The sequence below is a fragment of the Phyllobacterium sp. 1468 genome (assembly GCF_031455525.1).
Taxonomy (GTDB): domain Bacteria; phylum Pseudomonadota; class Alphaproteobacteria; order Rhizobiales; family Rhizobiaceae; genus Phyllobacterium.
The window spans coordinates 197252-210683 of sequence record NZ_JAVDSX010000003.1; the positions used below are offsets into that span (position 1 = coordinate 197252).

The window sequence follows — 13432 nt, forward strand, 5'->3', positions numbered from 1 at the left end:
GAAAAATAAGAAAATTTTCCGTAATTCTACTCGACTTTTGTCAAAATCCTTTATAGAACAGTATTGAAGGTATTTTTTCCTTTATTGGATATCATCATGTTTTCACATGACCGCATATGGGCGGCCATAGATGCGCTGGCAGAACGCCACTCGCTTTCCGTATCGGGATTGGCGAAGCGTGCGGGGCTTGATCCAACAACCTTCAACAAATCCAAGCGCTACGCCGTTGACGGGCGCGCACGGTGGCCGTCGACTGAATCGCTCGCCAAGATCATGGAAGCTACCGGCGCTTCTCTCGATGAGTTCATGACGCTCGTTCTGGGCAGGGCCAGCGGCGGGAATGGCGGCGCGACGCGTGCTGTACCGCTGCTTGGCTTCGCGCAGGCAGGCGCTGGAGGCTTTTTCGATGATGGCGGCTTTCCTGTGGGTCAAGGCTGGGATGTCGTCGAGTTCCCGGTAGGGCCTGCCGACTCGGTTTATGCGCTTGAAGTGTCGGGCGATTCCATGCTGCCGCTGTATCGCGATGGCGATACGATCATCGTTGCGCCCGGGGGAGCAGTGCGACGGGGCGACCGTGTTGTGGTGCGTACAAAGGACGGGGAAGTCATGGCCAAGATACTTGCACGGCAGACGCCGCGGACAATCGAGTTGCAATCGATGAACCCCGAGCATCCCAATCGCACCTTCGATGCGGTCCATATCGATTGGATCGCACGGATCCTGTGGGCCAGCCAATAGGAACGCATTTTAGATGCGCCAGATGCCACTTTATGTCCTGACCGTTCTGGTGGTTTTGGGACTGATATACGCTTTCGTCGCGCCATTTAACGGGGGCATCGATATGCCTAGTCAAGATCAAGGTGTCGATGTCACGCCAGAGAATTTCGAACTGCCCGATGAGATGACCAATGTCGCTCCAGAAGATTCATCGGAAGCCACACAGCCGCAGGCAAGGGTAACATCACCGCAAGCGCGTCAAGTCGATCCGGATGCGATGGCTCCCTCAGGCATTGACAATGCGCCGCTCGAGCGGGTGGAGCCTCGCCCACCCCTGAGTACAAAGCTGGAAATGCTTCCCGCACCGCGGACACCTCCTGCGCCGGCGCCACCACCGGCGCCTGTCGACAATACTGCCAAGCCAGCACTTCTTTATCGCCCCGTCGCCACCGCAGCCGGGGCAATTGAAGCAGGCGGTTACCGAATCGCGCTGGATGGGATCGAAATAGTGCAACCGGAGGAAACCTGCATTATGGATGGCGGTAGTGCATGGCCGTGTGGCATGGCTGCCCGGACCGCGTTCCGCAATTGGCTACGCTCTCGCGCTGTCGAATGCAATGTGCCGGGACAACCGCCCGACAATATCATCGCCACACAATGCAGGCTCGGCAACGCGGATCTTGCCGAGTGGCTGGTGCAGAATGGTTGGGCGCGCGCGAAGGATGGAACGGTAATGGCGGATAGAATGAAAAAAGCGGAGGAAGCCAAGCTTGGTATCTTCGGTGGGCCGCCTCCAGCACTGCCGGCCTCAACCAATTTGCCTATCCCGTCGATAAGTGATGCGCCGGAACCTGCTGCTGAGCCGCTACCGTCTCCGCCGCCATTGTCTGTACCAAACGCCCCATTCCCACCGCGCCCAGAATAGCTATGCTTCGTGGCAAACAGCCTCGATGTTATGGCCGTCAAGGTCTCGCACAAACGCGCCGTAATAATTGGGATGGTAATGCGGACGCAATCCGGGCCGTCCGTTGTCACTACCGCCAGCCGCTATGGCGGCCGCGTGAAAGGCATCGACGATATCCCGGCTTTTGACACGAAAGGCAATGTGAAGCGGCGGTTTGTTCGGATCGCCATTGGTTACCCAGAAGTCGGGCTTGCCACCCTCGCCAAAACCCGCCACATCCGCGCTTCCTGTTACCGAAGCTGGAACTTCGTGGAGCAACTCGTATCCAATTGGAGCGAGCGCTTCCCGGTAGAATTTCTTGCTTCGCTCGAAGTCGCTTACGACGACACCTGTATGATCGATCATTCGTCCCTCCGAGAAGATTTGAGGCGCACTATCTCAAATTAATTGTCCCGCGAGCGCCCTCGCAATCAATGCGCGCGTCTCGGCGATTCCATAGAGTGCCACGAACGATCCGAAGCGCGGTCCGCGTTCTTGGCCAATAAGAACCTCATAAAGCATCTGAAAGAACGATACGGACACACCCGGACCTCCCTCCGGGCTTTTTTTCGCATGGTCCTGATAGCGTTCGATGCCGCGGGCCACGTCCAACATGGCATTTTGAATCATCCCGCCATCGGCGTCGTCAGGCAGCGCTGCGAGCGTTTGGCCCATCCTCTCGAGGGCCAGACGTTCCACGTCGTCGGGTGCCCGGAATTTCTTTGTCGGCTTTACGAAATCGTTGAAATAACGGATGGCGTAGCCGACGAGTGCGTCAAGTTCCGGACTGTTCTGCGGGGTCACGCCGGGTGCGTAGCGGGAAATGAAACCCCAGAGTACGCTACGATTTTCAGCGTTGGAGGCGCTGACGAGATTCAACAGAAGCGCGAACGGTACTGGCATCTCCACCATCGGCGGATTACCATTATGCAGGTGCCAGACAGGATTGTTCAGCCGGTCTTTCCAGGATTGGCGTTCGTAGGCGGCGAGATAGGTGAAATATTCATCCACCGCCTTGGGAATGACATCGAAATAAAGCCGTTTTGCGGTTCTCGGCTTCTGGAACATGTAAAGGCCGAGGCTTTCCGTAGGTGCGTAGGTCAGCCATTCGTCGATACTGATGCCATTTCCCTTCGACTTGGATATCTTTTGGCCAACATCATCAAGAAACAGCTCATAAACGAAATGCTCGGGCGCCCGGCCTCCCAAAATCTCGCAAATGCGGTCGTATACGATTGCATTTGTCTGATGATCCTTGCCAAACATCTCGAAATCCACGCCGAGAGCCGCCCAGCGCATGCCGAAGTCGGGCTTCCATTGCAGTTTGACATTGCCACCCGTCACGGGAAGGGTGGTCTCGGTGCCGTTTTCGTCGTCAAAAGTTATCGTGCCGTTCTTGGGATCGACATTCTTCATGGGCACGTAGAGAACCCTGCCGCTCGTGGGAGAGATTGGCAAAAAGGGGCTATAGGTTGCCTGGCGTTCTTCCCCGAGCGTTGGCAACATCACGTTCATGATGTCGTCGTAATGCTTGACCGCCCGAAGCAAAACTTCATCGAAGCGTCCTGATTTATAGTATTCCGTCGCACTGGCAAATTCGTAATCGAAGCCGAACGTGTCAAGAAAGCGGCACAGCATGACGTTGTTGTGGTCAGCAAAACTGCTGTAATCGCCGCCAAAGGGATTTGGGACGGACGACAGTGGCTTATGTAGATGTGGCACTAGGGAGGAGGGGTCGGGTACGTTGTCCGGAATCTTCCGCATGCCGTCCATGTCATCAGAAAAGCACAGCAGCTTGGTGTTGACCAGGTCCTTGGTCAACACACGAAAGGCATGGCGCACCATGGAAGTGCGCGCCACTTCGCCGAACGTGCCGATATGCGGCAGACCCGAGGGGCCATAGCCCGTTTCGAACAATATCGTCTCGGGGTAACCGGTCTTTTCATAACGTTTGATGATCTTTCGTGCCTCCTCGAAAGGCCAAGCTTTGGCCTCTGCTGCAGCCTCGATTAATTCGGGGCTGAGTTCCATGGGGGTATCAAGGCGCGAAGTCATTCTTTTTTCCTGTGTTCTGCCATCCGGTAAGGCGGGCGGACACTATGGCGCAAGCTGGCTGGCGTCAATTGCGTGTGCCCGCGCTGATTTCAAATGATCGATCAGCTCAATAAAAATCGACCGGAAAATAACGCAGATAGAGTTCGGATGTGGTGCCTTTTTCCTCCATCGCCTTCAAGGCAAAATTAAAGGCATCGATAAGCTCACTATTCTTACGTGTGGTCGCAATGGTCATTCCATCACCCAGAAACTGGGGTGCGATATAGGGTCCACCGGCGAAGGCGCAGCAGTTGCCCGATTCAATGCTGCCGATCCAGAAGGATAGATCCGACCCGTCACCGAATACTGCGTCAATCTTCTTGGCTTGGAGATCCTTGAGCATGAGATCACGCGAGGGGTAGCCGACCCAATGGCCCTTCGGGAAGTAGTCAGCAAAAATGGCTTGGTGCACTGACCCTTCTACAACGCCGACTGTCTTTTTCTCGAGCGTATCGGCAAGATGTTCATCAGTAAGTGGCGTTTCCTTCAGGGTCACAAATCGTGCTGGCAACCTCATATAAGGCGTCGTAAAGGCGAGTTTCTGACGCAAGGCTGACGTCGGTCTTAGTCCGGCGATAATTGCTTCCGCCTCTCCATTTTCAAGTGTTGGCAGCAATTCATTCCACGGGCGCGCTTCAACCTGACACATTGCAGTGACGGCGAGCTCATCACAGATCGCCCGCACCAGATCGATATTGAAGCCGGAAATGCGTCCTGTACCGTCAATAAAATTAAAGGGCGGATAGTCGACCGTAGTCACAAAACGGATGCGCTCGATTGTGGAAAGATTTGGCTTGGAAACATGTTCACGCCCGTCCCAATAGTGCGGAAAGTTCGACGCGGCATGGGCCAGCGACACCGCCATCAGGATGATGCTCAGAACGGTTGTAGCGAGTGTGCGGAAGTGCATTCGGTCTCAACGGAACAGTGTGATTTGCCGTGAACGTAACACGATCTGGGTGCCCTTGACAGGCTAGAACAAGTTTTGTGCATTCAAAGCCAGTTCTGTTTCCCGTATGGCGAGACAGCGACACGAAAGGTGGCGAGGCCGATGTTTGCCCGTCGGACGCCGCCGCCCGACAAACTGGGTGTCCGCCAGCCCTTCGGCCAGAATGGCTCTGAATGGACAAAGTTTGCTCTAGCTTCATCCCGTTCAGAAAAACTAATGACAATTGCGAAATTTCAATATTAAATGTTAATATTGCGCATAGCCTGCATTGTATATCGAGAGACGCTACTTTTAGTATAGTGATATTTGTAAATTTCAATTTTTGATTGAAGGTTTCAGATGATATTGTTGCGTAACTACATTTGCTATTTCCAGATGTTGCTGGGGAGTGTCGTTGCGACCGTCCCTCATTAGAGATGCCTCCCCATGACCAAGCAAATCGCGATTTCGCTCGCCGCTCGCCTCTGCGCAGGTGGAATGGCGAAGCCACCGATCATCGCAGCGTTCAGGCGATCTGTTTGCAATGCAACTTCCTTCCTCGAAGAGCTTTATGCCTCTGATGGTGCCGATGACGCATTGATCGCATCGTGTGTTGCTGATGAAGCAGGCTTGTTGTTCGATGAGATTGCTACAGATGTACGCGTCGTCGCCCCTACGATACCGAATTCAGTGGCTCTGAGGCGTATAAGACACGCAGTAGTCGTCACATGTGATCACACGACCTTGATCTATATTGCGCCGACGCTGCAGGAAATTGCAGTGCTCAAACGTCATCTTCCCCAAAGCCAGGATATCGCACCCCGACTGAGAATAACGACTCCCGCGCACCTTTTAGAATTTCTGCGACTGCATTACGAGCGGGCGCTAGCGGAAAATGCCGTAGACATTGTCGAAACGACTAGTCGAGGATTCTCGGCAAGGATTGTTGTGACCGGCAGCCAAGGCATCCTTCTCGGGCTATCGAGCGCGTCGATCCTATTCGGGCTTGCCCTTGCACCTTCTTGCCTATGGTTCATTTTTCATATGCTTTTCTCGGTATTTTTTTCCGGGTGCATCCTGCTGCGCCTAATGGCGGCAAGGGCAACGATAAGACGAGAAAAGCGCGTCCTGCCAACGGTTCCAGCGCGCGAGCTTCCCGTCTATAGCGTCATGATTGCGCTGTACAAGGAAGCCGATGTCGTTCCGCAATTGGTCCGGGCAATGATTGAGCTCAACTGGCCACGCTCGAAGCTGGAAGTCACCTTCCTGTGCGAAGCAGATGACGTCGCGACCATTGCAGCGTTCCAGGATCAAAAACTACCCCATGGTTTCATGGTCATTCCGGTGCCCGGCATCGGGCCTCGTACAAAACCGAAAGCACTGAACTACGGGCTTCAAATGGCGCGTGGAGAATTTGTGGTTGTTTATGATGCAGAAGACCGGCCGCATCCCGATCAACTGCTCGAGGCATGGCAGCGCTTCAGTGTCGGAGGGCGCAACCTAGGCTGCCTGCAAGCTCCATTGGTTATTGGGAACACTCACGAAGGATGGCTTGCCCGCTTGTTCGCATTCGAATACGCCGTGCATTTCTTTGGCCTTTTGCCCTGGCTTGACCGCAACGGTCTCGTGTTACCGCTCGGCGGAAGTTCCAACCATTTTCGCCGCGACTGTCTCAACGGAGTCGGAGGTTGGGACCCATACAACATGACCGAAGACGCTGAACTTGGTACGCGACTAGCTCGTCGCGGATTTACTGTCGAGATGCTGTCGCTGCCAACGATTGAAGATGCGCCGACAGTCATCGACGTGTGGTTGCGGCAGCGGACACGCTGGCTGAAAGGCTGGATGCAGACTTGGCTATTCGAGATGCGGCATCCGAGGCAGTTTCTTGACGATCTCGGTTTTCGACGATTTCTAGTCTATCACATGTTGATAGCAGGATTAATCGTCTCCTCGCTGCTGTATCCGCTGATGATTGTTTTCATTGTGTATTCGGGGGTAGATCTTGTTTTGGAAAACGCTGCTATCGCCGATCGCGGTTTTTTAATCTATGATTGCATGAATATCACTATGGGTTACCTGTCATTCCACGCGCTGGGAAACCGCAGTTCAGTAGGTAAAGATATAAAAGGCTCTATACTGCGCGTTATACCGTTCTATTGGATATTGATATCGCTCGCGGCATGGCGTGCAGTCAAGCAACTCTGCACACAGCCCTTCCTGTGGGAGAAGACACCCCACCGACCGGCCGCGGTTAGAAAAAGCCTGGACCCGAGCCGATAATCAAGGCGTCCTCGTTGCCGATCGAATCGATATCTCGACCCTTGTAAGGCAGGCTCAAAAGTATTCTGCGGATCACTGCATGGCGTGCGCGGCGTTTGTCGTTGGAACGTACGACTGTCCATGGTGCGTAAAGCGTATGGGTGCGAGCAAACATCTGGTCGCGCGCCTTGGTATAGTCGTCCCACTTTTCGGCACCCAAGATATCGATCGGTGAGAATTTCCAGTTCTTCAACGGGCTATGCCTGCGATCGTGGAAGCGCTTCAATTGCATGATCTGGCCGATATCAAGCCAGAATTTGAAGAAATGAATACCATCGGCCACGATCATGCGCTCAAGGCCGGGTGCTTCTTCGAGAAATGTCTCATGCTGTTCGGGGGTGCAAAATCCAAGCACGGGTTCGACCCCCGCTCGATTATACCAGGAACGGTCGAAGGTTACGAATTCGCCGGTGGTGGGAAAGTGCGAGACATAGCGTTGGAAATACCATTGGCCCCGCTCGGTCTCGCTGGGTTTGGGCAAGGCGACGTTGCGTGCGGAGCGCGGATTCATATATTGACGCAAATTGAAGATCGTGCCGCCCTTGCCCGCCGCGTCCCGTCCCTCGAAGAGCGCCATCACCCGACCGCCGGTATCCTGTAGCCAGTATTGGAGTTTCACCAGCTCGATTTGCAGCTTCTCGAGCGTCTCCGCGTATTCGTCTTTTGGCATCTTTTCAGTATAGGGAAAATCACCGGATTCCAGCGCGCCATCTTCTATCCAGTCCGGTAATTTCGGATCGTCAATATTGAAGCTGCGCTTCTTGCCGTCAATCTTCAGTTTGAGTGTGGATTTCCCCTGATCCGGGCGTTGCGACGTCTTTTTTGAATCTTTACCCAACTCGTTCATCCTCAATTGACATAAAGCCATGTTATTGGGAGAGCGTTGGCTCGTCCAGAGGCGAAAAAAGGACTGTATTGCAGGAGTTTAACGCATGCGCATATGGAGGCTGAAAAGCCGGACCTTGTGGCGAAGAGCTGTAGAAAGGTTGATCCAGGCGCGGTTTGTGCTGGGAGTTGCTGCATTCATAACGGCCCTGGTTCTAAGTTCTGGCGCCTCCTGGTGGTTGAGTTTTGGCATTCTGATGCTGGTTTTCCTTGCGGTCGTCATGCTTTCCGCAGCTCTGCCTCGCAACTCAGCCCGGCATACCGATACGAATATTAATGACCCTGCAATCTTCAGCCTGTCAGGTCAGCAACTTGCAGCGCAATTGCCGGATCCACTGATTATTTTTGATCATGAGGGGACGATACTTTACGTCAATCCTGCTGCCAACGGCGCTTTTCCGTCGTTGGCGCGGGGCGGCGCGCTATTGATGCATTTTCGTGCGCCTGAAATGCAGACGCTGGTCCAATCGGTCGTCGCCGATGCGATGGCACGATCTGTCGATTATTTTGAGCGTGTTCCGGTAGAGCGCTGGTACCGCGCCACCGTTCTTCTGCTCGACCAGGCGGGTGGAGCAGATCGACAATATCTGTTGTCATTCCGCGACCAAACCGAGGCGCATCGTCTGGAACGCATGCGGTCCGACTTCATCGCCAATGCCAGTCATGAGTTGCGCACCCCGCTCGCCTCGCTCAGCGGTTTTATTGAGACTTTGCGGGGGCCCGCCCGAAATGATGAGGCGGCTCGCGACAATTTCCTTCAGATCATGCAGAAACAGGCCGAACGCATGGCGCGGCTGATCGATGATCTGCTGTCGCTGTCCCGCATCGAGATGAAGGCGCATATTGCCGTGAAAGATCAGGTAGATCTGGCGGTGGTGCTCAACCATGTGGCAGATTCACTTAGTCCGCTTGCTGCCGAACTTGGCATCGAGTTTGAGCGCAATATTGATCCCGGTCCCATCAATGTTCTCGGCGATCGTGATGAACTGACGCAGGTTTTCCAGAACCTCCTGGAAAATGCCTGCAAATATGGCCAATCCGGCAAAAAGATTATCATTGAACTAAGACGGGATGGTGGGTCTATCAGGGCCACGATACAGGATTTCGGCCCAGGCATTCCGGACGAGCATATTCCGCGGCTTACTGAGCGGTTCTACCGTGTCAGCCTGGAGACGAGCCGAGCTCAAAAGGGAACTGGCCTTGGGCTTGCTATCGTCAAACACATCCTTACACGACATCGCGCACGGCTGATCGTCCGGTCAAAAGTCGGTGAAGGCTCGTCATTCACCGTCGCGTTTTGACCTCTGAAATGCTATATCTCCTGACAAAAAAGGCGCCACTCGGCGCCTTGATGGGTTATCTATACTCGAAATTAACGGATGCGGCGGCGATCCGAAGCCGGCTGATACGCCAAACGGGCATGATAAGTGCAGTAAGGGCCGGATTCGCCGACATCATTACCGCAGAAATTGAAATCCGGCTGCAGAGGATCCCCGACCGGCCATTTGCAGGTCCGCTCGCTCAACTGCACCAGTTCAAGTCGCCGAGAAATTGGCACGACGACATCGGTCACCGTTTTCGTAACAGTGTGCGTTACGAGATCTGTGCTGTATTCCGTCTGCAATGCGGTTGCGCCGACACTGCGGTTTACAACCCTGCTCGACATATGTCCGAGGGAGCCGGCGCTTCGATGGCCGCTTGGCGCACCGGTGTTGACCTTCTTGCTACGTGTCTGGGTCGAGGTGGTCTTGCCACGCCCCGACAGCTTCAACCGATGGACTTTGCCAATGACAGCATTGCGGCTGACACCACCCAGTTGTGCCGCGATCTGGCTTGCACTTAGACCTTCGGCCCAAAGTTTCTTTAGCTGCTCTACGCGCTCATCTGTCCAGTTCATCGTTTCCTAGCTCCATATGGGGCTCAGTTTTGTGCGGACGTTAGACTGAATCCTTCCTCGTACCTGGATTGCTCCAGATTGGCCTGATACTATATCTATTCAGATGACGAGGACGCCGCACGAAATCTAGCTATTTCGTTTCCCAACGTACAATATGGGATGACTCTGTGACAAGAGTCGGGCGAGTGTCACGGTATGGGTTTTTGGGGTTTTCCCCAACTTGCGCGGTTAACTGTTGCAAAAAACACTCGCTAAATGGCTTGGGCTTGCTCGTTAGAGTTGCAGGAACGAAATCTGGATTGCATCGAGAGCTCAGGTCGCAGTGAAAACTTGTAAAGTGTTCATTTGACAACTGGGGTTCGAATGACGATATTACCATTGTATGGCCGCCCCCAAAAATGGCATTGTGGGGCGGCTTTTTGATTTCATCGCTGCCGGTTTTTCTTTGTAATCAGCAGGTTTGGCAAATCGGGTTTTGGAGGCCCTTGACGATATGACGGACGCAAACGCGCAACCGCTTTACGACACTTATGCTCGTGCGGATCTGCGCTTTGAGCGAGGTGAGGGCATGTGGCTGATTACCGAATCCGGTGATCGCTATCTCGACTTCGCTGCCGGTATCGCGGTCAATTCGCTTGGCCATGCGCACCCACACCTCGTCGAGACCTTGAAAAGTCAGGCCGAGAAGCTTTGGCATGTCTCCAACATCTATGAAATTCCAGGCCAAAAGCGCTTGGGCCAACGGCTCGTCGATAGTACCTTCGCCGACAAGGCCTTCTTCACCAATTCCGGTGCAGAGGCGCTCGAATGCGCGATCAAGACAGCGCGGCGCTATCACTACGTCAATGGTAATCCCCAGCGTTTCCGCATCATCACGTTTGAAGGCGCCTTCCATGGCCGCACGCTGGCGACGATTGCTGCTGGTGGTCAGCTGAAATATCTTGAGGGTTTTGGACCAAAAGTCGAAGGCTTTGATCAGGTGGCTTTCGGTGATGAAGAGGCATTGAAGTCAGCGATTGGACCCGAAACCGGCGCTATATTGATCGAACCCATCCAAGGCGAGGGCGGTGTGCGTCCGGTGCCCGACGAGGAACTGCGCGCGCTGCGCAAGCTCTGCGACGAACACGGTTTGCTCTTGATCCTTGACGAGGTTCAGACAGGTATGGGCCGCACAGGCAAGCTCTTCGCGCACGAATGGTCCGGCATCAAGCCGGACATCATGGCCGTCGCCAAAGGCATTGGTGGCGGCTTTCCCCTCGGTGTATGTCTTGCGACCGCCGAAGCCGCCAAGGGCATGACTGCCGGCGTGCATGGCACGACCTACGGAGGCAATCCATTAGCCATGGCTGTAGGCAATGCAGTCCTTGACGTCATTCTGGAGGAAGGTTTCCTTGATAATGTTCGGCATATTGCGCTGTTTATGAAACAGGGGCTGGCTTCAATCTCCGATCGTTATCCGGAAGCGATTTCCGAGGTGCGTGGCCGCGGCTTACTGATCGGTCTGAAGTGCGCTGTACCAAATACAGCGATGGTTCAAGCATTGCGCGATGAACATCTGCTTACCGTCGGCGCGGGCGACAACGTTATCCGCCTATTGCCACCACTGGTTGCAACCGAAGCGGATGCCCGTGAGGCCCTCACACGGATCGAAGCTGCAGCCGAGCGTCTGTCAGGCACAGCCAGACTGAAAAGCGCGTAGAGACAAGTCTTATGATGATCAAACAGGACCTCCGTCATTTTACGGATATCTCGGCGCTTTCGCCTAGTGATCTGCGGCACATTCTCAATGATGCGCGCGACCGCAAAACGCGTCTCAAAGCCGGCAATGTCGAAAAACCCTTTGCCGGCAAGGTGCTGGCAATGATATTCGACAAGCCTTCAACGCGCACACGCGTGTCCTTCGATGTGGGCATGCGTCAGCTTGGTGGCGAGACGATCATGCTAACGGGATCGGAAATGCAGCTTGGCCGCAGCGAGACTATTGCCGACACTGCGAAGGTGTTGTCGCGCTATGTCGATATCATCATGATGCGAACAACCACGCATGAACGCCTGACCGAGATGGCCGAAAACGCCACGGTACCAGTGATCAATGCGCTGACGGATGACACCCATCCATGCCAGATAATGGCAGATATCATGACATTCGAAGAACATCGGGGTGCAGTGAAAGGCAGGACTTTCGCCTGGACGGGTGACGGCAACAATGTGCTGCACTCGCTCGTCGAGGCCGCCGCGCGATTTGATTTCAATCTCAACATCGCGACGCCGGAAGGCAGCGAACCAGACAGCAAGTATCTTGATTGGGCAAAGCGCGCTGGCGCCAAGATCAGACTGACGACGGATCCAATTTCGGCCGTCGAGGGTGTCGACTGTATCGTTACCGATACTTGGGTATCGATGGGACAGGAGGGTCGCGCCCGCGGCCACAACGTATTCATGCCGTACCAGGTCAACGACGCATTGCTAAAACATGCCGACCCTGATGCGCTGTTCATGCATTGTCTTCCCGCACACCGCGGCGAGGAGGTGACTGACTCCGTCATTGATGGACCGCACTCCGTCGTTTTCGATGAAGCGGAAAACCGTCTACATGCACAAAAGGCAATTCTTGCCTGGTGCCTCGAAGGAGGTCGCCCGGATGCCTGATTCTTCCATCCGTACTGACGAGTATATATTCGCGGGCGATGATGCCGTGGTTCCGTTCCAGGTCGAGGAACTGGACGCACGCGGGCGTGCCGTTCAGCTCGGGCCTACACTAGACGACATTTTGAGCCGTCACGACTATCCGGAGCCAGTAGCGAAGCTTCTGGCGGAGGCGATCGTCCTTACGGTACTACTCGGCACATCGCTGAAATTCGATGGGAAGTTCATCTTCCAGTCCCAGTCGGACGGACCAGTCGACATGCTGGTCGTCGACTTTCGCACGCCGAATTCCGTTCGTGCCTACGCGCGCTATGACGAGGAGCGCTTGGCCGAAGCAATCGCTGATAACAGACTTTCCCCGGTACAGCTGATGGGTGGCGGTACGCTCGCGCTCACCGTCGATCAGGGCGAATACACCCAGCGGTATCAGGGCATCGTTGCGCTCGATGGCTCCAACCTCGAAGAGATCGCAAAGACCTATTTCCGCCAGTCGGAGCAGATTCCCACCGACCTTCGGCTTTCGGTTGCAAAGCTGATCGAACGTGGAGAAGACGGCAAGCCGGTCGAGCAATGGCGCGCCGGTGGGCTTATCGTGCAGTTTTTGCCTGAATCGGACCTGCGCATGCGTCAGCGCGATCTACCGGCGGGTGATGCGCCGGACTCTGACGACTACGATGACGTCGACCTCGTCGAAGACGATGACTGGGCTGAAATCAAGGCACTCGTTGCGACGATCGAAAGCTCGGAATTGACGGATCCTCAAGTTGGAGCCGAACGCCTGCTATACCGCTTGTTCCATGAGCGTGGCGTCCGTGTTTTCGACGCTGTGCCCGTGAACGATGATTGCTCCTGCTCACGGGAAAAAATCGCCGGCGTATTGTCTGGCTTCACTGCTGAAGAGATTACCGACAGCATCGAGGATGGCAAGATTAGCGTCACCTGCGAATTTTGCTCGACAGAATATGAATTCGACCCGGCAGAGTTTTTACCAAAGAACTGA

The 13432-nt window shown here is 54.6% G+C and carries 12 protein-coding genes; 7 read left to right on the plus strand and 5 right to left on the minus strand.

Going from position 1 to position 13432, the window contains the following annotated elements:
• Positions 1-96 precede the first annotated feature (96 nt).
• Positions 97-738, plus strand: a complete 642-nt coding sequence (locus J2X72_RS10120; protein WP_209998054.1) for a helix-turn-helix transcriptional regulator — start codon at positions 97-99, stop codon at positions 736-738.
• A 13-nt stretch (positions 739-751) separates the two neighbouring features.
• Positions 752-1642 (plus strand): thermonuclease family protein, encoded by an 891-nt coding sequence (locus tag J2X72_RS10125; protein ID WP_310071447.1) that lies wholly within the window; start codon positions 752-754, stop codon positions 1640-1642.
• Here the strand turns inward: J2X72_RS10125 and J2X72_RS10130 are convergent, their stop codons facing one another.
• From J2X72_RS10130 to J2X72_RS10140, 3 genes are all read right to left on the minus strand, one after another.
• Complete coding sequence (locus tag J2X72_RS10130; RefSeq protein WP_209998052.1) at positions 1643-2026, minus strand: VOC family protein; 384 nt, start codon at positions 2024-2026, stop codon at positions 1643-1645.
• A gap of 33 nt (positions 2027-2059) precedes the next feature.
• Positions 2060-3715: a lysine--tRNA ligase gene (locus J2X72_RS10135; RefSeq protein WP_310071452.1), complete on the minus strand. Its 1656-nt coding sequence runs from the start codon at positions 3713-3715 to the stop codon at positions 2060-2062.
• Between the two features lie 106 nt (positions 3716-3821).
• Positions 3822-4664: a transporter substrate-binding domain-containing protein gene (locus J2X72_RS10140; RefSeq protein WP_310071455.1), complete on the minus strand. Its 843-nt coding sequence runs from the start codon at positions 4662-4664 to the stop codon at positions 3822-3824.
• Positions 4665-5180: 516 nt separating this feature from the next.
• Here J2X72_RS10140 and J2X72_RS10145 point away from each other — a divergent pair.
• Positions 5181-6965, plus strand: coding sequence for a glycosyltransferase (locus J2X72_RS10145; protein WP_310071458.1), 1785 nt, complete (start codon positions 5181-5183; stop codon positions 6963-6965).
• Here J2X72_RS10145 and ppk2 read toward each other — a convergent pair.
• Complete coding sequence (ppk2, locus tag J2X72_RS10150; RefSeq protein ID WP_405044696.1) at positions 6937-7782, minus strand: polyphosphate kinase 2; 846 nt, start codon at positions 7780-7782, stop codon at positions 6937-6939. The two genes, J2X72_RS10145 and ppk2, sit on opposite strands and share 29 nt — an antisense overlap.
• Before the next feature lie 154 nt (positions 7783-7936).
• On the opposite strand from ppk2, the gene J2X72_RS10155 reads away from it, so the two are divergent.
• Positions 7937-9190 (plus strand): ATP-binding protein, encoded by a 1254-nt coding sequence (locus J2X72_RS10155; RefSeq protein WP_310071463.1) that lies wholly within the window; start codon positions 7937-7939, stop codon positions 9188-9190.
• Positions 9191-9261: 71 nt separating this feature from the next.
• On the opposite strand, the gene J2X72_RS10160 is transcribed toward J2X72_RS10155, so the two are convergent.
• Positions 9262-9786: a GcrA family cell cycle regulator gene (locus tag J2X72_RS10160; protein ID WP_310071466.1), complete on the minus strand. Its 525-nt coding sequence runs from the start codon at positions 9784-9786 to the stop codon at positions 9262-9264.
• Positions 9787-10279: 493 nt separating this feature from the next.
• On the opposite strand from J2X72_RS10160, the gene J2X72_RS10165 reads away from it, so the two are divergent.
• From J2X72_RS10165 to J2X72_RS10175, 3 genes are read left to right on the plus strand one after another with little or no spacing between them, the layout of a single operon-like run.
• Positions 10280-11485 (plus strand): aspartate aminotransferase family protein, encoded by a 1206-nt coding sequence (locus tag J2X72_RS10165; RefSeq protein ID WP_310071472.1) that lies wholly within the window; start codon positions 10280-10282, stop codon positions 11483-11485.
• A gap of 11 nt (positions 11486-11496) precedes the next feature.
• A complete protein-coding gene (gene argF / locus J2X72_RS10170) occupies positions 11497-12435 on the plus strand; it encodes an ornithine carbamoyltransferase (protein ID WP_209998044.1) in 939 nt (312 codons plus the stop codon).
• Positions 12359-13432: an Hsp33 family molecular chaperone gene (locus tag J2X72_RS10175; RefSeq protein WP_405044689.1), complete on the plus strand. Its 1074-nt coding sequence runs from the start codon at positions 12359-12361 to the stop codon at positions 13430-13432. Before argF ends, J2X72_RS10175 begins: the two co-directional genes overlap by 77 nt.

Bases quoted from the DNA above. Each gene is read 5' to 3' on its own strand.
- J2X72_RS10130 (WP_209998052.1), bottom strand. From the start codon at position 2,026: ATGATCGATCATACAGGTGTCGTCGTAAGCGACTTCGAGCGAAGCAAG.
- J2X72_RS10155 (WP_310071463.1), top strand. From the start codon at position 7,937: ATGCGCATATGGAGGCTGAAAAGCCGGACCTTGTGGCGAAGAGCTGTA.
- J2X72_RS10145 (WP_310071458.1), top strand. From the start codon at position 5,181: ATGGCGAAGCCACCGATCATCGCAGCGTTCAGGCGATCTGTTTGCAAT.
- J2X72_RS10175 (WP_405044689.1), top strand. From the start codon at position 12,359: ATGAAGCGGAAAACCGTCTACATGCACAAAAGGCAATTCTTGCCTGGT.
- argF (WP_209998044.1), top strand. From the start codon at position 11,497: ATGATGATCAAACAGGACCTCCGTCATTTTACGGATATCTCGGCGCTT.
- J2X72_RS10140 (WP_310071455.1), bottom strand. From the start codon at position 4,664: ATGCACTTCCGCACACTCGCTACAACCGTTCTGAGCATCATCCTGATG.
- J2X72_RS10160 (WP_310071466.1), bottom strand. From the start codon at position 9,786: ATGAACTGGACAGATGAGCGCGTAGAGCAGCTAAAGAAACTTTGGGCC.
- J2X72_RS10165 (WP_310071472.1), top strand. From the start codon at position 10,280: ATGACGGACGCAAACGCGCAACCGCTTTACGACACTTATGCTCGTGCG.
- J2X72_RS10135 (WP_310071452.1), bottom strand. From the start codon at position 3,715: ATGACTTCGCGCCTTGATACCCCCATGGAACTCAGCCCCGAATTAATC.
- J2X72_RS10125 (WP_310071447.1), top strand. From the start codon at position 752: ATGCGCCAGATGCCACTTTATGTCCTGACCGTTCTGGTGGTTTTGGGA.
- J2X72_RS10120 (WP_209998054.1), top strand. From the start codon at position 97: ATGTTTTCACATGACCGCATATGGGCGGCCATAGATGCGCTGGCAGAA.